At 60.5% G+C, this 22,823-nt stretch carries 15 protein-coding genes; 6 read left to right on the plus strand and 9 right to left on the minus strand.

Annotation, left to right across the window (positions count from 1 at the left end; genetic code table 11):
* Positions 1-43: 43 nt before the first annotated feature.
* Positions 44-454, minus strand: coding sequence for a hypothetical protein (locus tag EDC38_RS13880; protein ID WP_123639162.1), 411 nt, complete (start codon positions 452-454; stop codon positions 44-46).
* Positions 455-707: 253 nt separating this feature from the next.
* Between EDC38_RS13880 and nhaD the strand changes: the two genes are divergently transcribed.
* A complete protein-coding gene (gene nhaD / locus EDC38_RS13885) occupies positions 708-2,159 on the plus strand; it encodes a sodium:proton antiporter NhaD (protein WP_123639163.1) in 1,452 nt (483 codons plus the stop codon).
* A gap of 68 nt (positions 2,160-2,227) precedes the next feature.
* Here the strand turns inward: nhaD and EDC38_RS13890 are convergent, their stop codons facing one another.
* Positions 2,228-3,142 (minus strand): ROK family protein, encoded by a 915-nt coding sequence (locus EDC38_RS13890; RefSeq protein ID WP_123639164.1) that lies wholly within the window; start codon positions 3,140-3,142, stop codon positions 2,228-2,230.
* A gap of 128 nt (positions 3,143-3,270) precedes the next feature.
* Between EDC38_RS13890 and EDC38_RS13895 the strand changes: the two genes are divergently transcribed.
* Positions 3,271-3,648, plus strand: coding sequence for a PilZ domain-containing protein (locus tag EDC38_RS13895; protein ID WP_123639165.1), 378 nt, complete (start codon positions 3,271-3,273; stop codon positions 3,646-3,648).
* A gap of 27 nt (positions 3,649-3,675) precedes the next feature.
* Positions 3,676-4,056: a PilZ domain-containing protein gene (locus EDC38_RS13900; RefSeq protein WP_123639166.1), complete on the plus strand. Its 381-nt coding sequence runs from the start codon at positions 3,676-3,678 to the stop codon at positions 4,054-4,056.
* On the opposite strand, the gene EDC38_RS13905 is transcribed toward EDC38_RS13900, so the two are convergent.
* The 4 genes from EDC38_RS13905 to radA form a co-directional block, all read right to left on the minus strand.
* Entirely contained in the window at positions 4,001-5,014 is a 1,014-nt protein-coding gene (locus tag EDC38_RS13905; RefSeq protein ID WP_170162942.1) for a DoxX family membrane protein, read from the minus strand. The genes EDC38_RS13900 and EDC38_RS13905 overlap by 56 nt on opposite strands.
* A gap of 199 nt (positions 5,015-5,213) precedes the next feature.
* Positions 5,214-7,241 carry a BCCT family transporter gene (locus EDC38_RS13910; RefSeq protein ID WP_123639168.1) on the minus strand — a complete coding sequence of 676 codons (2,028 nt, stop codon included), beginning with the start codon at positions 7,239-7,241 and terminating at the stop codon, positions 5,214-5,216.
* 43 nt (positions 7,242-7,284) lie between these two features.
* On the minus strand, positions 7,285-8,376 hold the full coding sequence (locus tag EDC38_RS13915; protein WP_246004444.1) for a porin: 1,092 nt from the start codon (positions 8,374-8,376) through the stop codon (positions 7,285-7,287).
* Positions 8,377-8,572: 196 nt separating this feature from the next.
* Positions 8,573-9,949 carry a DNA repair protein RadA gene (gene radA, locus EDC38_RS13920; RefSeq protein WP_024462166.1) on the minus strand — a complete coding sequence of 459 codons (1,377 nt, stop codon included), beginning with the start codon at positions 9,947-9,949 and terminating at the stop codon, positions 8,573-8,575.
* 243 nt (positions 9,950-10,192) lie between these two features.
* Here radA and EDC38_RS13925 point away from each other — a divergent pair, with 243 nt between their 5' ends.
* Entirely contained in the window at positions 10,193-11,569 is a 1,377-nt protein-coding gene (locus tag EDC38_RS13925; protein ID WP_123639170.1) for an MATE family efflux transporter, read from the plus strand.
* Positions 11,570-11,739: 170 nt separating this feature from the next.
* A complete protein-coding gene (locus EDC38_RS13930; protein ID WP_024462165.1) occupies positions 11,740-13,350 on the plus strand; it encodes a glycoside hydrolase family 28 protein in 1,611 nt (536 codons plus the stop codon).
* A 96-nt stretch (positions 13,351-13,446) separates the two neighbouring features.
* Here EDC38_RS13930 and EDC38_RS13935 read toward each other — a convergent pair whose 3' ends face one another.
* Positions 13,447-14,235 carry a TatD family hydrolase gene (locus EDC38_RS13935; RefSeq protein ID WP_123639171.1) on the minus strand — a complete coding sequence of 263 codons (789 nt, stop codon included), beginning with the start codon at positions 14,233-14,235 and terminating at the stop codon, positions 13,447-13,449.
* Positions 14,236-14,384: 149 nt separating this feature from the next.
* On the opposite strand from EDC38_RS13935, the gene EDC38_RS13940 reads away from it, so the two are divergent.
* On the plus strand, positions 14,385-17,363 hold the full coding sequence (locus tag EDC38_RS13940; RefSeq protein ID WP_123639172.1) for an EAL domain-containing protein: 2,979 nt from the start codon (positions 14,385-14,387) through the stop codon (positions 17,361-17,363).
* A gap of 18 nt (positions 17,364-17,381) precedes the next feature.
* Here the strand turns inward: EDC38_RS13940 and EDC38_RS13945 are convergent, their stop codons facing one another.
* The gene (locus EDC38_RS13945) at positions 17,382-20,927 is read right to left on the minus strand and encodes a translocation/assembly module TamB domain-containing protein (protein WP_123639173.1); all 3,546 of its coding nucleotides are present in this window, start codon (positions 20,925-20,927) and stop codon (positions 17,382-17,384) included.
* The gene (locus tag EDC38_RS13950; RefSeq protein ID WP_246004445.1) at positions 20,924-22,693 is read right to left on the minus strand and encodes an autotransporter assembly complex protein TamA; all 1,770 of its coding nucleotides are present in this window, start codon (positions 22,691-22,693) and stop codon (positions 20,924-20,926) included. Before EDC38_RS13950 ends, EDC38_RS13945 begins: the two co-directional genes overlap by 4 nt.
* Positions 22,694-22,823 lie beyond the last annotated feature (130 nt).

Consider the following 22,823-nt stretch of genomic DNA (forward strand, 5'->3'; position numbering starts at 1 on the left):
GAACAGAGCCCTCAGTATAGCAGGCAGTCAAAGTTGCAATGGATCAGGCGAAACGCTGGCGACGCTCCTGAGGAACCAGATGACACAAATCCAGGCTGACCTTGGCTTCAGGCGCCAGCCGCTTGAGGACAAAGGCCGCCCACTGGACACGCCCGGAAAAGGTCAGTGGTAGCGAAGCGTTCAACAGAACCGTGCGATGCCCCCCGACCGGACACCGGTCAATCGCCACCCGCTGCTCCCCGGCACCATCCCGGTAGACCAGTTCCAATTGCAGCGGTTGCATGGCGCCCGCCGGGGTTTTCAGCCAGACCGCCATATCAAACCAGCCCGTCCAGCTCCCCTGAACCAGTGCGGATCGATGAGCACTGAACTGATGTGGAGCAATTTCCGTGACCAACCAGTCACGGGTTTCTTCGACAGGAGCGTCCGATAGGGTACGTGCTAACAGGGCCATGGGGGGATTGCCTCATTGAATACATCGTTGGACGTCAGCGTACACCCCATGATCAGGCAATGCTGTGACTGAGCAGACACTTTGATCGCCACCCACAGCACAAAAATGGTAATTCGGACTACTTCTGAAGAAGTAGCAAACCCCAGAGCGGCGGGCTTTGGAGGGGATTTTAGAAAGACGTTATGGTAATATCCCGCCCGCGTTAAACCGCCCTCGGTCACTCATTTCCGACTCTCACAACACGGAATTCACAATGCCCCAAACATTCGCGCTTACTTCGGTATTAGCGGGCGTTTTGCTCGCGCTATTCAGCCCTCAGACATTTGCCGCCGTCGGCAGTATGGATCTCACCGACAGCGGTGTCGGCTATGTAGCCCTGACCGTCTTCGTCATTGCCTACCTGCTGGTGATGGGCGAAGAAAAACTGCATCTGCGTAAATCCAAGCCGGTGCTGGTGGCAGCCGGTATCATCTGGATGATGATTGGCTGGGTGTATGTGCAGGGCGGCATGTCCTCCGAGTCCGAGTCTGCTTTCCGTCATACCCTGCTGGAATTTGCTGAGTTGATGCTGTTCCTGCTGGTGGCCATGACCTACATCAACGCTCTGGAAGAGCGGCGCCTGTTCGATGTTCTCAGGGCTTGGATGGTGCGCAAAGGCTTCAACTACAAAACGCTGTTCTGGATGACCGGGATACTGTCTTTCCTGATCTCGCCCATTGCCGACAACCTGACCACGGCTCTGCTGATGTGTGCCGTGGTCACCAAAATGGCCCCGGACGACAACCGTTTCATCAATCTGTGCTGTATCAATATTGTCATCGCCGCCAACGCCGGCGGTGCCTTCAGCCCCTTCGGCGACATCACCACCCTGATGGTCTGGCAGGCCGGCATCGTCCAGTTCCAGGAGTTCTTCTCGCTGTTTATTCCCGCACTGGTGAATTACGGTATCCCGGCGCTGATCATGAGTTTCTTTGTCGAGAACCGCAAACCCCACGCGGTGGTGGAAGAGGTGGAGCTGAAGCGCGGCGCCCTGCGCATCATGACGCTGTTCCTGTTTACCGTCGCCACCGCCGTGGCCTGCCACACCTTCCTGCACCTGCCCCCGGTCGCCGGCATGATGATGGGCCTGGGCTATCTGCAGTTCTTCGGTTACTTCCTGCGCCGCACCCTGCCCGGCTCCCTCGCCCGCAAACGGGCGCTCGCCGAACGCGCGGGTGACGAGGCCGCCCTGCGTCGACTGGGGAGTGTGGTGCCTTTCGATGTGTTCAACCGGGTGGCCCGCGCGGAATGGGATACCCTGCTGTTTTTCTACGGCGTGGTGATGTGTGTGGGCGGCCTGGGCTTTATGGGCTACCTGGCGATGATGTCCGACATTCTCTACAACGGCTGGGGCCCGACTTTCGCCAACGTGACGCTGGGTGTCGCCTCGGCACTGATTGATAACATTCCGGTGATGTTCGCGGTGCTGACCATGGAGCCGGAAATGTCCCACGGCCAGTGGTTGCTGATCACCCTGACGGCGGGCACCGGCGGGAGCATGCTGTCGATCGGTTCCGCCGCCGGCGTGGCACTGATGGGGCAGGCCCGCGGTGCCTACACCTTCTTCGGCCACCTGAAGTGGACCCCGGTGATCGCCCTGGGTTACATCGCCAGTATTTTTGTCCACCTGTGGCTGAATGTTGAGAGCTTCAACCTGTTTGGGTAGAGAGCTTCAGCTTATTTGAATAAACCGCTTCAGCTTATCTGGATAAAGCGCGTCCGCCTGGTTACCCATCATGACACGACGGGGTTCAACCAGGCGGCCCCTCTCACACCACTGGAATCCCCGTGCACGGCCTGCACCACCGGCGTGTCGCACTCCCCTCCAAACACATAGCGCGGTAGCAACTCGGGCATTCGTTCGTAGATCACCGAAAGATTGGACACACCTCCTCCAAGCACGATCACGTCCGGGTCCAGCACGTTGATCACCGCCGCCAGCCCGCGCGCCAATCCATCCAGATAGTGATTCACCACCGTCACCGCCGCACGCTCACCCGACCCGGCCCGTTCCGCAATGAGCTGCCCAGTGAGCGCCTCTCCGGTCATCCGCTCATAGGACAGACACAGCCCCGTCCCCGAGAGAAAAGTCTCCTGACAGCCAAAGCGGCCACAGTAACAGCGGCGGGACTGCAACTCGGTGTCCGATGTCCAGGGCAGCGGGTTGTGCCCCCACTCCCCGGCAACACCATTGGGCCCTACCACGGCCTGTCCACGCCAGGCCAGACCGGCGCCGCATCCAGTGCCCAGAATCGCCGCGAAGGTCCACTCGTATCCGGCAGCGGCACCATCGGTGGCCTCGGACACCGCCAGGCAGTTGGCATCATTGACCACTTTGACATCGCGCTCGAGCCGTCGGGACAGGTCCGCATGCAGCGGTTGCCCATTCAACCAGGTCGAGTTGGCATTTTTCACTTTCCCGGTCTTTCGGGAAACCGACCCGGGAATCCCCACCCCGACCGGCAACCCCTGCAGGTCGACCTGCGCCTCCGCTTGCGCCACCAGATCGGCTATGGCGGACAGCGTCGCCTGATAATCCCCCTTGACCGTGGGAATACGGGTGCGGAACAGCGTGTCACTGTCACCATTGAGAAGAATCACCTCGGTTTTGGTACCACCGAGATCAATACCGATTCGAAACTGCGTCATAACAGGGGCTCGTCGTTCATTATCGGGAGTCCGATTATAGGTAACCGGTATCATCCGGCGCAAACACCCCTTGTGGCCAATCAAAAAACGACTACACTTAGGGGATAACCCCGTCAGTGAGGCCCGGTATGCCGCAACATCAGGAGCGACGCCCGTTCAGCCGCATTCATTTCAATGCTCCCGCACAACTGACCATTGGCTCCGACACCTTTGAAGCCGAGGTGTTGGACCTGTCGTTGAAAGGCGCTTTGTTTGAATGGCCCGCCAGCCACTCGGTCCAAATCGACACCCCCATTTCCGTGGATATCCACCTGAGCGACCAGATCGATATTTTCATGCAGGGCCGTGTGGCCCATCAGGAATCGGGCCGGCTGGGCCTGGAGTGCCAATCCATTGATCTGGAGAGCATACAGCACTTGCGTCGTCTGATTGAGCTCAACATCGGAAATTCGGACGCCATGGAACGGGAGTTGTGCGAGCTCATCGCCCCCAGTCAACAACCCTGAACCCGTCGGTACTTCGAGGATGCCACCATGCCCGCTATGGCGCCCCCAGAACGTCGCGAGCACACTCGTCACCCGGTTCGAGCCATAGCCCGGGTGGCACAAGCCAACCGTTGCTGCTCGGTCGAAGTGGTGGATATGTCATTCAACGGGGCACGCCTCAACCTTCAGGAGACGTTACCTCTGGACGAGGGGGAAGAAATCACACTGACCATCGAGCTGGAAGACTTTGATTCACCAGACGTATCCGACGTACTGGCGTACCAGTCCCGCAAACTGGTCCGTTTGCGCGGAACTCTGGTGCACTGCCAGGAAACCGATAGCGGACTGGCGGCGGGGGTGGAGTACCGCCCGCTCAGCGAGGTCGACCAGGTGCTTCTGACGCTCTTGCTGGCGCGCCCGGATGGCTGACGGAAGCCCCTGTTTTTTCACTGACCGGATGGTAAAACAGTAACAATATTCCACAGGCAAAGATCGGCAGGTGTCCGACCAGTTCGATCATCGCCATGCGGTACTCTCCGATCCAGAAAAAGTAACTGTTGGTGGCCACCATAAAAGCGAACAGAACGCCAATCGTCAGCCGGGTCACCCAGCCGCTCAGAAAAACCACCCCAATAAGCAACTCCACCACTCCGGCCGAGTAGACAAACAAACGGTCACTGTACGCCATCCCCAACTCACTCATAAAATTGAGCGAGTAATGATCCAGAAGCGCGATGGCTCGCGCGGGATTATGCAGTTTTTCGGTAAAAGCCAGACTGATCAGTGAGGCACCGAGCAGACAGCGGACCAGAAAAATGCCCAGCGGCGTGGGCGTTTTATCAGCGAACAGTACCACCCACGCCAAGCCCAACAGCACCGGATATTCCATGACAAAGAGCGGATCGTGCAGACCGGCGATGACAAACAACATCACAATCAGAGAAGCACACAGCGCCCGACCCCGTTCGAGCAACAAGGCGCTATAAACCACCAGCTGCGCCGCCACCCCCAAGGTCAACAAGGGTTCGGCAACATGAAGGTGAGGCACCAGAAACGTTCCGGTCAGGGCGGCGCCGAGAAAATAGCCGGCGATCAGATAGTACACAAGCCGCAGCGGGCCTGTGGAGCGGCTGCAAAGGCAGCGCGGCGTCAGGGAATAGGCCCGGCTCAACAGGTCCACCGCTTTTGCCAGTAAGGTACCCACCGCAACCAGAACGCAGAGCACTACCACGGTGGTGCTGTCCGGCAACGCCGGCGCCGGCTCTGCCACGGGCTCCGAGAACCATTTGACATGTGCATGAGAAAGCGCTGGAAACACACCCAGACAACCACCGCCGACGGCGATGGCTGCCAGGTGGTGCCAGCGGATTATTGTTATTGTCGCCATGTATTTCACCCTGTCGATCACGACCGAAAATGTCCGGCGCATATTAGCGGCTAAACGCCGCAACGCCAGTCAGTCGTGACAATCCATGCCAGGAATTATCGACAATGTGGGGTGGTTAACAGGGAAGGAAAATTTTCACGCCGCCCCGATTCGGAAACGGCGTGAAAATCCTTGGGCCTTTAAAGGCCCGGGGCGAACACTAGCGAACGCTTTGCAGGAAGTGCATGTGTTTTTCGTACTGATCAATCACATCGGCAATGATCTGTTCGCGAGTCCAGCCCATGACATCGTAATCCTGTCCGCCTTCACGCAAATAGACCTCCGCCCGGTAGTAGCGAAGTTGCTCGCCGCGCTTGGTGCGAACATCGCTCATCACAAAGGTCGGCGGTGTATAGGGCCGGGCATGCACCGAATAGAAAAAGTCCATCTCCTCACCGTGAGAGACTTCGATCCAGCAGCGGTCATTGTCGTCCTGGACGACCCGGGCACTCAGGGACTGTTTTTCAAACTCTTTGCAGACCTCACCCAGGGCCGGGTGCACCGTATCATTGATGAAGGTCAGCACATCCTGGCGCTTCGGATGACGGATCACCCGGGCGAGGCGACGCTGCCAAGAGTCAGACTGTGAAGACACCCTGGGTGCCAACATGGCTTCTTTGAGGCTGGTACGTTTGAAAATTTCCAGCCGCAGTGCGCGCAACAGCCCCCAACACATCAAGAGCATGATGATGGTGAAGGGCAACGCGCTGGCAATGGTGGCCGTCTGGAGTGCACTCAGTCCCCCGGCGAGCAGAAGGGCTGCGGCAATGACACCCTCGGTGACCGACCAGAATATGCGCTGCCACACGGGTGAATCATCGTCGGTGCCACCGGAGGTCAGCATGTCGACCACCAGCGAACCGGAGTCCGATGAGGTGACAAAGAAAGTGACAACCAGAACGGTGGCAATCATCGAGGCAATAGTGGTCAGCGGCAGGTACTCAAAGAACTGGAACAGCGCGACCGACGAGTCGGCGGCGACGGCGTCCGACAGTTGGGTGATACCCTGCTCCATGATCATGTGAATACCGGTGTTGCCGAAAAAGGTCATCCACATGAAGGTAAAGCCGACCGGTACAAACAGCACGCCGGTCACAAATTCCCGAATGGTGCGTCCCCGCGAAACCCGGGCAATGAACATGCCGACAAAGGGCGACCAGGCGATCCACCAACCCCAGTAAAAGAGCGTCCAACCGCCCAGCCAGCCTTTGGGTTCATAGGCGTTGAGGTTGAAGGTAGTGTCCACCAGGCGGGAAATATAGTAACCGGTGTTCTGCACAAAGGTTTGTAACAGATACAGCGTGGGGCCGGCGAAGAGTACAAAGAGCACCAGTATGACCGCAAGAATCAGGTTGAGCTCGGAGATCCGGCGGATGCCGCCATCCAGTCCCAACACCACTGAAATGGTGGCGAGCCCGGTGACCCCGGCGATCAACAGAATCTGTACACCGACGCTACTGGGCACGTCGAACAGATAGTTGAGGCCGGAGTTGATCTGCATTACCCCCAGGCCCAGGGAGGTGGCAACACCAAACAGCGTGCCGAGCACTGCGAAGATGTCCACTGCGTGACCAATTGGCCCATAAATTCGCTCACCGATCAGCGGATACAACGCCGAGCGGATAGTCAACGGGAGATTCTGCCGGAAGGCAAAGTAGGCAAGCGACAATGCCACCACGGCATAAATTGCCCAGGCGTGCATACCCCAGTGAAAAAAGGTGATCCGCATTGCTTCCCGTGCAGCCTCCGCCGTGGCTTCATCCCCCACCGGCGGACTCATCAGGTGCATGACCGGCTCCGCCACACCAAAGAACATCAGGCCGATGCCCATACCGGCCGAGAACAGCATGGCAAACCAGGACATGTAAGTGTAATCCGGTTCGCTGTGATCGGGCCCCAGTTTGATTTTCCCGTAGCTCGACATCGCCAAGACCACGACAAAGATCAGAAACAGAGCCACAGCAAGCACGTAAAACCAGCCGGCTGTGTTGACCACCCAGTTCTGCACACTGGTAAACAGTTTGCCCGCCATTTCCGGCGCGATGATCGTGCCCAAAACAAACAGCAGACATAAGACGGCCGAGCCCACGAATACGGGCGGATTGATTTTTATCCAGCTCGGCAGAGCATCCTGGGCACCCTCGGGAATTGCGGATGCCCGCTCAGGTTTGGTGTTATCGTCAGCCATGGTAACCCCTAGCTTGAGAATGTGAATTTACAGATGGACGAACTTACAGGTAGAAATCCAACGAGACATACAGCGCATCGAAGTCGCCCTCGCCGACCTGGCCATTGCGGTCAACGAAACCGTCTTGCGTCAGGTATTCGACATACACCCAACCGGGGCCGTAGTCATAGCGCAATCCGGGCGCAATGGCGTTAACCCGGCCAGCGGAGCTGCCCGCGGTGTCTGGGTTGGCATTGCTCAGGTCGATGTAATAGGACCAGGGGCCGACATCGTAGCCAAGCTCCACCGCCACGCGCTGGTTTTCAATGGTACCCGGCAGGCCGGCATCGTCCCGATAGAGCGACGGCAAATCCCGGGACATGGTGATATAGGAGGCTTTGGCGTAGAAGGCATCGAAGCGCCCCTGATAATGCAAAACCGCGGCGTCATGGCTACCATCCACACCGTTGTTGCCAAGCCCGGTCAGATCCTGCAGCTTGCCGCTCTGCAGTGAAAGACCAATAGAGTGATTTTCCACCCACTCGTACTCGACATTACCGACCCAGGTCTGCACCTTACGGAACGTCGTTGAGCTACCCCAGTGGCCGTTATCATCCACGGTATCGGTACTGGCGCCGCCCCAGTCATCGGCCAGGTACAGCGCCGCATCGTAGCGCCAGGCATCGCGTTCGCCGGAGAGCTTGACCCCGACGTCCATCTGATCGCCAAAACCGGCCAGCAGCACGTCGCCGGGCCAGAAGTTGACGGTCTTCCAACCGAAAGGCACCTGACTCTTACCGACCTTGACCACATGATCATCATCCAACTGCCAGCCAACCCAGGCCTTGTGCAGCGTGAATTGATCGCCGGTGGAGTTGTTGGCCGGATCGGTGAAGCTGCCCGGGCCCAGGCGCATTTCCGCCGAATAGAGCCAGCGCCCTTCGTCCGGCTCGGCGTTGCCGTCAGCGTACAGGATCAGGGCTTCACCTTCGAAGGCGCCCCAGGTGTCCTGGCTGGTATCGTCGTCCGGCAGGTAGGCGTAGGTGCCCCAGACGCCGGCCGAGAAGGTGTTTTCCGCGAGTGCGGTAGCGGGCAGAATCAGACTGGCCGCGGTGAGCGCAGTGGCCCCCAAGAATTGCGATGAACGCTTTGCCACGTGTCCTCCTTATGCAAGTGAAGATCGACACTCTGTGCCGATGCGAGGGAGAACCGGTATGCCCTTTGAATCTTTGGTTCGGTGTCAGGTCACACCGGCTTTACAAACTATAGTGTATTAATCAGTACCGCGTCGTTCGGTGCCACGGAATTGTAGGGTGTCATAAGGCCGCAGGCCGTCATCCACCGCTCAGGCACTATTCAATCGCGTCCAGTGCTTCGGCCAAAGAGCGCACAGCGATCACTTCCAAGCCTTCTTTTTTTTCGCGGGGCGCATTCCCCTTGGGCACGATCGCCTTTCTGAACCCGTGCTTGGCCGCCTCGCGCAGCCGCTCCTGGCCGCTGGGCACCGGGCGGATCTCCCCGGACAAGCCCACTTCACCGAAGACCATCAGGTCTTCCGGCAGGGCGCGATCGCGGAAACTGGACACAATCGCCAACAACAGCGCCAGGTCCGCACTGGTTTCCATCACCCGCACGCCGCCGACCACGTTCACAAACACATCCTGATCCGCCATCATTATACCGCCGTGACGGTGCAGCACCGCCAGCAGCATGGCCAGCCGGTTCTGATCCAGCCCCACCGCGACCCGGCGGGGGTTGCCGGTATGGCTGTCGTCGACCAGCGCCTGGATTTCCACCAGCAGCGGACGGGTGCCCTCCCACATCACCATCACCACCGACCCGGAGGCGATCTCATCGGCGCGCTGGAGAAAGATGGCCGAGGGGTTGTTCACCGCTTTCATCCCCTGCTCGGTCATGGCGAACACCCCCAGCTCGTTCACCGCCCCGAAGCGGTTTTTGTTGCCACGCAGGGTGCGAAAGCGCGAGTCATTGTCACCCTCCAGCAGAATGGAGCAGTCAATCATATGCTCCAGCACCTTGGGCCCGGCCAGGGAGCCGTCCTTGGTCACGTGCCCGACCAGAATCACCACGGTACCGGTCTGCTTGGCAAACCGGGTCAGGTAAGCCGCACTTTCCCGCACCTGGGAGACGGACCCGGGCGCGGACTGGATATCGCTCATATGCACCACCTGGATGGAGTCCACCACCATCACTTTGGGCGCAATCTTCTGGGCCGTGGCGCAAATGCTCTCGACGTTGGTCTCGCTCAGCATCTGCAGCTTGTCCGTGGGCACCCCCAGGCGCTGGGCGCGCATGGCCACCTGCTGCAGGGACTCCTCGCCGGTTACATACAGCGCCGGCATCTGCCCGGCCAGATGGCACAGGGTCTGCAGCAGCAGGGTACTCTTCCCTGCGCCCGGATGACCACCAATCAGCACCACCGAGCCGGCCACAAAACCACCGCCCAGCACCCGGTCGAACTCCCCGGCCCCGGAGCTCAGGCGCGGCAGGTCTTCCAGGCTGATCTCGGCCAGGGTCTGCACTTCTCCCGCGGGCGCCCCCGCATAGCCCTCAAAGCGGGCGCTGCGGTTGCTCGGGGTGGGCCCGAGGCGCACTTCCGACAGGCTGTTCCAGGTGCCGCATTCGCTGCACTGGCCCTGCCATTTGGTGAAGTCGGCGCCGCACTCGTTGCACACGTAGGCGGTTTTGGTTTTGGATTTGCTGGCCAAGATTGAGCTCCGATTTGATGGATCATCGCGGATTGGGGAACGGCGGAGCGCAGCGGTATAGACCCGCGTAGGGCGGATAAGCGCGAAGCGCGCATCCGCCGCAATCCAACGTGATACCGACCGGCCACCGAATGCCGGCCTATTGTGGCGCCTGCCCATCCAAGGTCAAGGGCTTTTGCCAAACCGGCGTGCAACTCGGGTATAGTGATGCGCCCGTTGTCATGAATCAGGAATGCTGTCCCGATGGACGAACACCACCAGCCACTGCCCACGCGACCCAGTGGTGGCCGCGTTGCCCAGATATTGACCGAGTGGAAGACCCTGGCACTGCTCGGCGGCCCCATTCTGGTCGCCCAACTGGCACAGATGGCCAACGGCGTGATCGATACCATCATGGCCGGCCACTACAGCGCCGAGGATCTCGCGGCGGTGGGCATCGGCAGCAGCCTCTGGATGCCCCTGCTGCTGTTCTTCTACGGTGTGTTGAGCGCCCAACAGCCCACCATCTCCGGGCATCGGGGCGCAGGGCAACAGGACCAGATCATGCCGGTCACCTGGCAGGGCCTGTACATCGCACTGGTGTCAATGGTGCTGATGGCCGGGCTGTTGCTCAGTGCCGGCCCACTGATGCCGCTACTGGGGCTGGACGAGGTCACTTCGGCGGTCACCCAGGGCTATCTGCAGGCCTTTGTCTGGGGGGTGCCCGGGCTCCTGCTGATTACCTCACTGCGCGGCCTTACCGATGGCCTGGGACACACCCGCGTGATCATGGTGATCTCGCTGATTTCGACCCTGATCAACCTGCCGCTCAACTACATCCTGATTTACGGCAAACTGGGCGCGCCGGAGCTCGGTGGCGTGGGTTGCGGCTGGGCCACGGCCATCTCCAACACCGCGGCGGCTCTGGTGATGCTTGGCTATCTGAATTTCAGCCGCTATTACCGTGCCTATCATCTGCTGGCCGACTGGGTGGCCCCCAGTTGGCGCCGCATTCGCTCACTGCTCAAACTGGGGCTGCCCATCGGGGCCAGCATGTTTGTGGAGGTGAGCATGTTCGGTGTGATCGCCCTGTTTCTGGCACCGCTGGGGGCCATTGTGGTGGCGGGTCACCAGATCGTGCTCAACATCACCTCGGTGCTCTTTATGGTGCCCCTGAGCCTGGGTATGGCGCTGACCCTGCGGGTGAGCTTTCTGGTCGGCGCCGGCACCCCGGGCACCGCCCGGCTGCTGGCGCGCAGTACGCTACTTCTGGGGCTGACCATCGCCCTGATTCATATGCCCATCGTGCTACTGGGCCGGCATCTACTGGTATCCCTGTACACCAGCGATTCAGAGGTGATTGCGGTGGCCACACAGCTGCTGGTGTTTGCCGCCATTTTCCAGCTCGCGGATATTCTTCAGGTGACCGCCATCAGCGCGTTGCGCGGCTACAAGGACACCCGCCTGCCCCTGCTGATCATGCTGCTGTCCTTCTGGGGAATCTGTCTGCCCCTGGGCTATGTGCTGACCTTTACCGATTGGTTGGTGCCGGCTCAGGGAGCCGACGGTTTCTGGCTGGCGCTGATTGTCGGGCTGTCCTGCGCGGCGGCCATGCTGATCACTCGCCTGTGGCGTTTTTGACACAACTTAACCTCCGCCGATCCGGCCGGCCGGTCAACAGCCCCCATCAAAAGTGCTAATATCCCTTCTCCCGGAGGAAGTGAGAGCCTCCGGGTTCGCCCGCACAGGGTGTACGCTACGCCAATAACCAAAAACAGCCAACCATAGGGTTGTTTAACCGGGAGTAACCTATGCATTCATCAACAACAGAACATCAGCGGAGGCCACTGCGGCGTCTGCATACCTGGCTGGTAGCCGGTGTACTGGCCGCCATCAGCCTGCCTCTGGCAGCCCAGATGGGCCCTGTCCCACAAGAAATTGCGCCGCTGAGCCCGCCTTTTGAAATGCCTCAGCTCGAGCGGCCCAGCTTTCCCGACCGGACGTTCAACATTCGCGACTTTGGCGCGCGCGAAATGTCCAATGATCGTCGGAACCAGATTACCGATGCCGTGCACCAGGCCATTGAAGCGGCCCACAGTGCTGGCGGCGGCCGGGTGCTGATCCCCAAAGGCAAGTGGCTCAGTGGCTCACTGCACCTCAAATCCAACATCAACCTGCACCTGGAAGAAGGGGCCGAGGTGCTGTTCAGCACCGATAAAGACGACTACCTGCCGGTGGTGCACCAACGGCACGAGGGCGTCGAAGCCTACAACTATGCACCGATGATTTATGCGGCCAACGTCAGAAACGTGGCCATCACTGGCAAAGGCCTTCTGAACGCTCAGGGCGACCACTGGTGGGAGTGGTTCGAAGAGTACGGCCCACCGCCTCGTGGTATCGCCACCCAGGTGCCCCTGTCACGCCGCGACTGGGGTAAGGGCGCCGAGAAAGAAGGCATGCGCCCGAGCTTTATGGTGTTCTGGGAGTCCGAGGATATTCTGGTAGAGGGCGTGAAGCTGCTCGACTCACCGATGTGGAATGTGCACCTGATTTACAGCGAGAACATCATTGTTCGCGACGTGCGCATTGATAGCCTGCGCGCCCCCAATGGCGACGGCGTGGTCGTGGACTCCTCGAAAAATGTCCTGATCGAGTACAACCACTTCCAGACCGGTGACGATGCGGTGGTGCTGAAATCCGGCTTCAATGAAGAGGCCCTGAAAATCAACATCCCCACGGAAAACGTCGTCGTTCGTCATTTCGAAGCGAAAAATGTGCGCACCGGCAGTGGTGGTGTGGTATTCGGTAGCGAAACCTCGGGTGGTATTCGCAATGTCTACGTGCACGACGCTTACTTTGACGGTGCGGATCGCGGCATCCGGTTCAAGACCGAGCGCGGCCGGGGCAATGTGATCGAGAACATTTTTGTGCGCGACGTGGTGATGAAGAACATCACCTATGAAGCGATCAATTTCAACAGCTTCTATACCGGCCCGGAGGCCATGGGCGTGGCTCCGACCGCCCGCAACATCCATATCAGTGACGTATCGATTGACGGTGTGCCCACCGCCATTTCACTGATTGGCCTGCCCGAAAAATGGGTGGAGGATGTGACCCTGACCAATGTCACGGTGAAGAATGCTGAAATGGGTGCGCGTATCGTGCGCATGAAAAACCTGAAGATGGAAAACGTCTCCATTGAGTCGGACTCCCTGGCCATGACCATTGATGATGCCTACGAGGTGCATCTCAATAACGTCAGCCTGAGTGATAATGTCAGCGGCGGCCCGCTGCGGGTTGAGGGCCGGTACTCCGGTGCGATTTTTATTGACGGCGGCAACATCAACGAAGATGAGGTCCAACTCGGCAGCGGTGTATCCGAAGAGGTGATCAATCCGGATACGCCGCCTCAGGTCTGGTAAGGTATTGTTGAGCGGCACCGCTGGGTGCCGTAGGTGAGCCTTTTGTTGCGGCGGGTGCGGCCTTTGGCCTTACCCGCCCTACGCGACCGGACGGACTCAGTTCCGGGGCAACTGGAAAAATTTCTCCGCGTTGTAAGCCGTTGTTTCCGCCAGGGCTTCAAACGATTCGTTGCGGCACTGTGCAATCTTCTCGATCACATAAGTCAGAAACGCCGGCTCGTTGCGATTGCCTTTGGGTTTTTTGGGCAGATTGTGAGGCGTCAGGTAGGGAGCATCGGTTTCCACCAACAGGCGATCGGCCGGAATCCGGCTCACCAGTTCGCGCAACTCGCCACCGCGCTTTTCATCACACACCCAACCGGTCACGCCGACATGGCAATCCAGTGACAGATAATCCTCCAACTCGTCCCCCGTACCGGTAAAGCAGTGCACTACGGCTCCCGGCAGTTGATCCCGGTAGCGACGAAGAATGGGCATAAACGCCGCGTGAGCATCCCGCTGATGCAGAAATACGGGTTTGCCGACGTCCGCCGCCAATGCCAATTGCGCTTCAAAGCAGGCCAACTGATCGGGGCGAGGGGAGAAATCACGGTTGAAGTCCAACCCACACTCCCCTATCGCCACCACCTGGGGCTGCTGTACCAGAGTCCGGAGCTGCTGCGCGGCCGCCTCATCCCAGGTTTTCGCCTCATGTGGGTGCACCCCGGCGGTCGCGAACAATCGCCGGCTATCCGACGCCGCCAGCGCCGCCGCGTCCCGGCTGCCCGCCACCGAGGTGCCGGTAATGATCAGCGCATTGATGCCCTGCGCCCAGGCGCTCTCCAGCACCTGCTCGCGGTCCTTGTTGAAACGGCCCGAGGTCAGATTCACTCCAATATCGATCATGATGACGCTCCCACTTGCAGAATCGGCGGCCATCATAGCAAAGCGTCGCTCAGCCTCTCGACTCGAATACTTGGCCAAACCGGCGCCGTTGCCGCTATACTCGCCAGTATGACCGACGCATCCCCCACCAGGGTTACCCACGGCTACCCATGAATTTTCGCTCCCTTGAACAGCGCCACCCCAAAACCCTCAGTTGGATTGTGGCACTGGTGACCCTGATTGCCAGCGGCGCGCTGACCATCGCCTGGATGAGCAAGGAGCGAGACTCCCTGATTCGCGAGCAGCGACTGCTCGCCAGCACCCTGGCGGCCAACCACGCCCGAATCATTGAGGCCAACCTGCGCCATTCGCTCTCGGCGGCCTACACCCTGGCCACCTACGTGCGCAACGTCCGCAATGTGGGGGAGCGGTTTCAGACCGTGACCGAGGACATGCTGCAACACTACCCGGATGTTCAGAGCCTGTCCCTGTCGCCGGGGGGCATCATTCGCTATGTGAGCCCGCTCGAGGACAACCGGGCGGCACTCGGCTTCAATCAGCTTGCCGATCCCGAGCAGGGACGGGAGAGTCGGCTGACCCTCGAAGACAACGAGTTGAGAGTGGCCGGCCCCTTGCGCCTGGTCCAGGGCATGGACGGCATAGTCGCTCGCTATCCCGTGACGGTTAATGGCGCGTTCTGGGGCTTTGCCAACGTGACCCTGAGGTTGGACCGCCTGCTTGAGGTCGCCCGGCTCGACGAGCTGGAGCGCCAGGGGTACCACTATGAGTTGAAACGCCTGGAGCCGCCCCCCGGTGAGCCCGCCAACATCTCGGGCAATGCGCCTCAACCGCTGAATCAGCCGGTGGAACAGCGCATCGAGGTGCCCAACAACCCCTGGGTACTCTCCATTGCCCCGGCCCGCGGTTGGCTTCAGGGTTCCTGGTACTTCATGGCCTGGGGGACTGCTCTGCTCCTCCCTCTGCTACTGGGCTACCTCGCCAAGGTTCTGCTCGAACTGCGCTGGCACAAGCGCCACCTGGAGCGCGAAGTGGCCAACCGCACCGACGAGCTGTTGACCAGTCTGGACCGCTACCGTTCGTTGATCGCCGCCTCCAATACCGGTGCCTGGGAATACTTCCACGCCGACGATTACCTGGAGTGCAGTCCGGAATATTTTTCCATGCTGGGCCGCTACCTGAGCGACTACCCAACGGACGGCCGCCCTAACCTGACCCAGGCCTGGGCCGAATTGATCCACCCCGAGGACCGCGCCAACGCCGTCGCCGTATTCAAGGACTACATCGACCAGGGCGCCGAGGGCACCTACGAAAACCGCTTCCGGATGATACACGCCGATGGCCACTGGGTGTGGGTCCTGTCCCGGGGGCAGTCCCTGCGCAACGAAGAGGGAGAGTTGCGGGGCATTACTGTAGGCACCCACATTGATATTACCCAGCAGGTCCAGAGCGAGGCGCAGCTGGAGCTGGCGGCCAAGGTATTTGAGCGCGGCAGTGAAGGGGTGTTGATCACCGATGCCGAGCAGAAAATCGTCATGATCAATAACGCCTTTACCCGAATCACCGGCTACACCGAGGAAGAGGCCTTGGGTCAAACCCCCAAAATGCTCGCCTCCGGACGTCACGATCACGCTTTCTACCGGGAAATGTGGCACGACATCACCCGCCGCGGGTTCTGGCAGGGCGAGGTTTGGAACCGGCGCAAGAACGGTGAGATCTATCCGGAGTGGTTGAGCATCAGCCAGATCACCACCGACGATGGCGTGCCCACCTATTACATCGGTATTGTCAGTGACATCAGTCGGCTGAAAGAGGACCAGGAAGAGATTCACCGCCTGGCCTACTACGACCCGCTGACCAACCTGCCCAACCGCTCCCTGCTGGAAGAGCGCGCCGCTTTTGCCCTGAGGATCGCACAGCGCAACAACGATACCCTGGCGCTGCTGTTTCTGGACCTGGACAACTTCAAGAACATCAACGACTCCCTGGGACACAAGGCCGGCGACCGACTGCTGCAGGCCTTTGCCGACCGCCTGCAGGGAATGGTGCGCGAGGAAGACACCTTCGCCCGCCCCGGCGGCGACGAGTTCATTCTGCTGCTGCCCGCCACCGATGCCAGCGGCGCAGCTCATGCCGCCCAGAAACTGTTATCGCTACTGAACCGCCCCTTCCGTATTGACGGCTACGATCTTTCGGTTACCAGCTCCGTGGGCATCGCCCTGTACCCCGAAGACGGCACCCATCTGAGTGAGCTGTACACCAATGCCGATATCGCCATGTACCGGGCCAAACAGAAAGGCCGCAACACCTACAGCTTTTTCACCCCCGAACTGCAGACCCATTACGTCCGGCTGATGCGAGTGGAGAATGCCTTGCGCCAGGCATTGGAGCACAATCAGTTCGAGCTGTACTACCAGCCTCAACAGGAATTGCACAGCGGCACCGTCATCGGTTTTGAGGCGCTACTGCGCTGGAACCACCCCGACCTGGGACGGGTATCCCCGGCGGAATTCATTCCCATTGCCGAGAGCAGTGGGTTGATCGTGCCCATTGGTGAGTGGGTGCTACGCGAGGCCACCCAGCAGTTGAGACGCTGGATTGACGCGGGGATCGCGCCGCCCAAAATGGCCATCAACCTGTCGGCTGCCCAGTTTCATCAGCCGAACTTGCCGGACATGGTGTTAAGTATTCTGGACGACGCCGCCCTGCCCCCGGAATACCTGGAGCTGGAGCTGACCGAGAGCATCACCATGGATGATCCCGAGCGGGCGGTCACCATGATCAACCGCCTCCATGGGGCCGGCATCAGCCTGTCCATTGATGACTTCGGTACCGGCTACTCATCACTGAGCTATCTGAAGCGGTTCAAGATCAGCAAGCTGAAAATCGATCAGTCGTTTGTCCGCGACATTACCAATGACAACGACGATCGGGTGATCATCAGTACCATCATCACTCTGTCCCAGAGCCTGGGCTTGCGTGTCATCGCCGAAGGGGTGGAGACCCAGGCTCAGCGGGAATTTCTGCGCCGTCTCGGCTGCCACGACATACAGGGCTACCTGTTCAGCCGCCCGATCAACGCCGCCGATGCGGAGGCGTTTTTGCGCGAGACGGTGGCGTCCCTGCGCTAACGGTCCATGCAGCCAATTCTAGCGTTCGAATTTGTAGATCATGTCCACGCTCTGGGTGACCCCGGACTCGGCTTCCAACCGCAACTCTTCGGTAATCTCATAGCGCAGCCCCAGACTGTTGGTCTGATCGAACAACCCGACAACGTAGCGGACAAACAGTCGCGGCGTCAGGTATTTGCCAATGTGCAGCGAGCTCTCGGTGACGTCATCTTCGGGCTGAATCCGAAACTCGTCGAGGCTGAAGGTTTCGGCGATTTCGGCGGTGATGAAGCCACTGCGCTCAAGCCCCAGTCCGCCGATGGCATTGATCAGCATGGAAGCATCCGCCGAGGAGGAGCTGTTGAGGGACTTGCCGGTCAGCAGTATCGCCATGGCTTCACTGTCCGGCAGTGATGGGGTAGAAAATACGCGGCTGCGGGGCCTCTGCAAGGTGCCGCCAATTTCCAGGCCCGCGGTCACTTCATCCGCTTCGCGGGTAGCGCGAATGTCCAGCCCCGGATTGTCGTAGGGCCCCTGGAAGATCAAGCGGCCCCTTTCGATGTCCAGGTCCTGGCCATAGGCCTTATAGCGCCCCTCGGCCACTCCGACCTCACCCACGGTGAGCAGCCCCCGTTCAGGGTTTTGCAGTACCTGCAGCTCACCGGACAGACGGGCGGTCAGGCCGAACCCCTCAAAACGCACGTCATCGCCCAGGGCCAGATTCAGGTCCACGAACAACTGGGGACCTGTCGGTTCATCGCCATTGCCATTGCGATCCTTCAGGACCACATCGTCCGACACCCGCGTCGCCGATTCCGGCAGGGATTTGAATTTCGCCAGCGCCTTGGGGATCACCGCATCGCCGCTGAGGTCAATGCGCTCGCGGTTCATGGTCAGTTGTAAATCCGGGCTCAGCAGTACCAGCAGCTCCCGGGTGTTGAGCGCCTGAAATCGGTCGCCGGTCAACTGAGCGGTTACCTGTCGATCCGCTCTCCACGGATTCTCGACCCTGCCCTCGAGCCGCAACTGTCCGTCGCCAGAGGTCACCTGCCCCTGCAGCGCCAACTGCTGCTCCATGGCGCGCGCCGAGAGCTGCAATCCCTGCAGGTTCAGCCCCACCGCCGGTACCTTGGCGGCGCCCTCGCGCAGAGTGATCTCACCGGTCAACAACGGCTGACTGACCCGTCCTCCCAGCGTCATATCCGCCGACAGACGGCCCGCCACATCCTGCAACTGTGGCACCAGAGCCTCAAGCGGCGTCAGGGAGTCGATACCCGCCTGCAGGGTTCCCTCGAGAGCGCCACTATCCGTGGCCCAGTCGGCCTTCGCCTGGATGCGCCCAATCTCGCCCCAGTCGCTCTCCAGCAATGCCTCGACTTTCTGATTCTGCCAGTCAGCCTCCAGACGGGTGGTCTGCCAGGGGTAGACCTCCTCATCATCTTCGCCGAACTGATAGCGCAAAGCCCCCTCTCGGGTTTCCAGTCTCAGCCGGGCATTGGCAGCCCCCGAGGCCGGCATCAGCAACTCCAGCCGGCCTTCCAGGGTGCCCTCAAGCGATACTTCGGGCTCCAGCCAACGCTGCGCCAGTCGAAGCGGCAATCCCTCAACCAGCGCCAGGGCACTGGCGCCGCCATCCGGTTGCCACTGTCCATCCAGGCAGATCCGCCCTTCCGGCGCCTCGGTGGCGGCAACCCCTTCCCGACGCTGCCAACGCGGCACCGGGCTCAGACAGAGCGACTGAACGACCACCTCGCGGGCCGACAGCACCAGAGGGGCCGGGCGATCGAGCTCCCACAGCAGGGGGTCGGGGGGCTCCAGATCCATGCGGGTCAAAGCCCCTTCCCAGCGCTCCTCACTGTAACCACCGGACAGGGATGCGGCGGCGCTGCCCCAATGTTCGGAAACCAGAGCCAGATCCAACTGGTGCTCTTGCACCCGTCCCCGGCCCTCCAGCGATATCGTTTCAAGCGACTGCCCCGCCAGCGTCAAATCCGAAGCGCTCAACTGTGCGTTGAAGTCACCACCGGTGCGCGCCAGGCTAAGGTCCAACTGGCCCACCTGATAGTCCGTCCAGGCCAGGGACTGACCGTTCAAGGTCACCTCGCCTTGGGGGTCTTTCATCGGTCCGCTCAGCGTCATGTCCGCATTCAGGCTTCCCTGAAGGGCGGGGTCCAGCTGCGAGAGAATGGGCGCCTGCACTTGCGCCTGAAGGTCGAGCTGCTCCCCCAGGGCCCCGTTCAGGACCATCTGATTGGCCCCGAGCGCCAGTCTGAGCTCCCGGGTCAGCAGTCGCCCCTGTTCCACATCGATATCGCCACGCAATAGCAACGCCATGGCGCGCAACTGGCCGGCGACATTGAGGTCGGTTACGGAGGCGCGCAGGTCGCCATCTACCTGCTGCCCCTCGCTATTGAACTGCCCCTCTATCTCTCCGGGCCAACCGGCGAGGGCTGGCACCGGCAGTTCGGCGGGATTTATTTTCTGGAACTCAACGCCCACATCCCATTCCAGTTGCGGCGCCCAGCGCAGTGTGCCGCTGGCATTCAGCCCTCCGTCGGGCAGGTCAATGGCCAGAGTTTCCAGAGCCACGTGTTCGAGACTGCCGAGCCCTTTGGCACGAGCGTTCACCGACGGAAGACCCGGCCCCTGGCCAGAGAAGGCGACCTCCAGATGGTAATCGTTGAGCCAACCGGACAACTGCAGCCGTCCACCGGTTTCCAGCACCGGCCAGTCGGCGGGGAATAGTGTCGGTGGCAACAGCTGCTCCGGCCAGAGCGTATCCAGCACCAACTGTGGCTGGGTTTGTTCGTCATCCAGGTTGGGCCAGAAGCGAAGATCACTGGTCATGGTGGCCGGTGCGGTAAGACGGTGCTCGGCGGTGACGCTGGTCAGGTCGCCTTCGATATCCGCTTCCCCCCGAAAGGTCATGGGCTGTTCGCCCAACTCCGGCAGGGTGTAGCGCCAGGCCAACGCCAGATTCGAGTCATAGGGGTAGCGCAGTGCTGTGCGACCGTTAAGTCTCACCTCGAACTCCGGCCCCACCGCGGCAAGATCCCACACCCGCAGGTTGAAAGTTCCCAGACTGAGCGTGCCGCTGATGCCGTAGAGCTCGGTTACCTGTTCCTGCTGGTGGATGCGGATGTTGCGCAAGTCGACTCCACCCAATTCGATCCGCACCGGCAGCGCCAAGGTGGGCCACTCCCGAGGTCCGTCCGGTTCCGGGGCGGCCTCCTCCGCGGGGGGAGGCAAGTGTAATTCCACCGCACTGGCCCGCAGGGACTGCACCGACACGGCACTGTACAGCAACGCCAGAGGTTGCCAGCGGAAGGACAGATCTTCTATCCGATAATGTTGCTCCTCCAGCCGATATTCAACCCAGCCCAGGTCCAGCCCGGTAACCAGGTTGCCGCTCATCCGGTCAAAGGTCAGGGGCAACCGCTGGGCCACCTGATTCAGCGCCCAGCGGCTGCCGGGCTCGGTCGCCACGATCGCGGTGACCAGCGCCAACAGCAGAATCAATACCGCCAGGACGCTATAGAGCGTCCAGCGCAGGTATTTGAATGCCTTCCAGAACCAGGGCTTCATAGATCCGGCCCCATACTCAAATGCAGGCGCCAACCTTCGTGGTCATCCAGCGCCCGGGCGAAATCCACCCGCACCGGGCCAATGGGGGAAATCCAGCGAACGCCCAACCCGACGCTGCGTTTGAAATCGAAATCCGAATTGTTGAACGCATTGCCCTGATCCACAAAGGCGGCGATCGCCCAGTTATTCATGATGCGGTAGTCGTATTCCACACTGGTGGTCAACAGGTGATTGCCCCCGACCACGACCGGCTCGTTGTCTTCCTCGCTCAACTCCACGGGCCCGATGGACTTGTAGTCGTAACCCCGCACGCTGGCATCACCGCCGGCAAAGAAGCGTTGCGATACGGGCAGGTCGTTGAACTCGGCCACTTCGGTGATACCCCCTTCGGCGCGCAGCAGCAACCGCCCCGGGCCAATGCCGTAGATTCCCTTGACCCGGGCGTAGAGCTGCACAAAACTCGTGTCGGAGCCCAGACTGGACGGCGACCCGGATATCCGCCCCAGAAAGCTCCAGCCCGAGAGTGGGTAGTTGTTGCCGTCGCTGCGGGTGCGGGACAAGCTGAACGCCGGGATCAACAGGTCCGAGCGCTTCTCCGGCTGCCCCCCGACTTCGTAGTATTCCCGCTCATAGTTGAGCGAGTAGGTCTGCAGCCAGTCACTGTCCTCTTCGGAGCGGGTATAGCTGGCACCCACGGTGTTGATGGCGCTGAGGGTGTCGTCGGTTTTCTCGTTCTGGTAGCCGGTGTACAGGCGCACCAGCTCATTGGCGGGCCGACTCATCGGAATGCTGTAGGCCGCCTCCACATTGGTGCCCACTTCCGACACCTTGATATCGGCATTGAAGGCGTGGCCCCGGTTGTTCACATAGCGGTTTTCGTACCCCAGCAGCAGGCGCGGCCCGGTGTCGGTGGCATAGCCGGCCCCGATCGAGTAGCCGTGGCGTTTGCGCCCCTCCAGCTCGATCGACACCGGCACCGTCTGACCGTCGAGTTCCTGAAGGAGAGGGTTGACCCGAACCGAGCGAAAGTAATCGCTGGCATTGAGCCGGCTTTTCAGCTCGAGCATGGGCTCGGTGTCATAGGGCTCGCCCGACTGGAAGGTGTAATAACGCTGGATGAAGGAGGCATCGAGGATGTCGTGCTCAAGGCGAAGCTCGCCAAACTGATACCGGGGACCGGTGTGGTAGATCAGTTCCAGATCCGCGGTATTCGCGTCTTTATCGACAACCACTCGAGAGCGCTCAAAGCGTCCCTCGAAATAACCCCGCGCCGAGGCGAGCACGCCGAAGCGGCTTTTGAGCGATTCGTACCGTCCGTGGTCCAGAATATCCCCCACCCGCAGCCCCGGCTGATTGCGAATGGACTGAAACGCCCCGTCGTTTTCGCCCTCGCCCTTGATGACCACCTCCACCTGCGCCAGTCGGACCGGCTCACCGGGCTCCAGGGTCAGCGTCAGTGCCCAGCAGTCCTCGCCCCGGCTGAGTTCATGCTCGCTGCTCAGGTGGTAGTAACCCAGGGCCTGGGCCGCCGACTGCACCTGACGGCTCAACTCCCGCAGCCGAGCGCGCAAACGCCACAAGGGTGTGTCGCATGGCTCATCGGTGATGGTGATAAAGCTGCGCACATTGTCGCGCAGGCGATCACTGCCGCCTTCTATTCGGATGTCGGGCGATGCGGCCCAGAGTAGGGGGGCAAAGCAAAGCAGCAAGGCGCCCACAGTGGCACTGGCCAGAGTGGACATCGGGCGGGAGCAGAAAGTCAGCAAAACGTCAGTCCGGGCACAGGTCATCCATCGAAGGGGTACTTTAACGGTTTGACTGCAGGACTCAAAGCGGGTTGCGGAAAATCCACGTTATTTTTTGTTAGTCCGGCGCGGAGCGACTTTTCCCGCTCCA

Origin of the sequence: Marinimicrobium koreense (assembly GCF_003762925.1) — a bacterium.
Classification (GTDB): Bacteria; Pseudomonadota; Gammaproteobacteria; order Pseudomonadales; family Cellvibrionaceae; genus Marinimicrobium; species Marinimicrobium koreense.

Bases quoted from the DNA above. Each gene is read 5' to 3' on its own strand.
- nhaD (WP_123639163.1), top strand. From the start codon at position 708: ATGCCCCAAACATTCGCGCTTACTTCGGTATTAGCGGGCGTTTTGCTC.
- EDC38_RS13930 (WP_024462165.1), top strand. From the start codon at position 11,740: ATGCATTCATCAACAACAGAACATCAGCGGAGGCCACTGCGGCGTCTG.
- EDC38_RS13890 (WP_123639164.1), bottom strand. From the start codon at position 3,142: ATGACGCAGTTTCGAATCGGTATTGATCTCGGTGGTACCAAAACCGAG.
- EDC38_RS13925 (WP_123639170.1), top strand. From the start codon at position 10,193: ATGGACGAACACCACCAGCCACTGCCCACGCGACCCAGTGGTGGCCGC.
- EDC38_RS13900 (WP_123639166.1), top strand. From the start codon at position 3,676: ATGCCCGCTATGGCGCCCCCAGAACGTCGCGAGCACACTCGTCACCCG.
- EDC38_RS13935 (WP_123639171.1), bottom strand. From the start codon at position 14,235: ATGATCGATATTGGAGTGAATCTGACCTCGGGCCGTTTCAACAAGGAC.
- EDC38_RS13880 (WP_123639162.1), bottom strand. From the start codon at position 454: ATGGCCCTGTTAGCACGTACCCTATCGGACGCTCCTGTCGAAGAAACC.
- EDC38_RS13945 (WP_123639173.1), bottom strand. From the start codon at position 20,927: ATGAAGCCCTGGTTCTGGAAGGCATTCAAATACCTGCGCTGGACGCTC.
- EDC38_RS13895 (WP_123639165.1), top strand. From the start codon at position 3,271: ATGCCGCAACATCAGGAGCGACGCCCGTTCAGCCGCATTCATTTCAAT.
- EDC38_RS13940 (WP_123639172.1), top strand. From the start codon at position 14,385: ATGAATTTTCGCTCCCTTGAACAGCGCCACCCCAAAACCCTCAGTTGG.
- EDC38_RS13905 (WP_170162942.1), bottom strand. From the start codon at position 5,014: ATGGCGACAATAACAATAATCCGCTGGCACCACCTGGCAGCCATCGCC.
- EDC38_RS13910 (WP_123639168.1), bottom strand. From the start codon at position 7,241: ATGGCTGACGATAACACCAAACCTGAGCGGGCATCCGCAATTCCCGAG.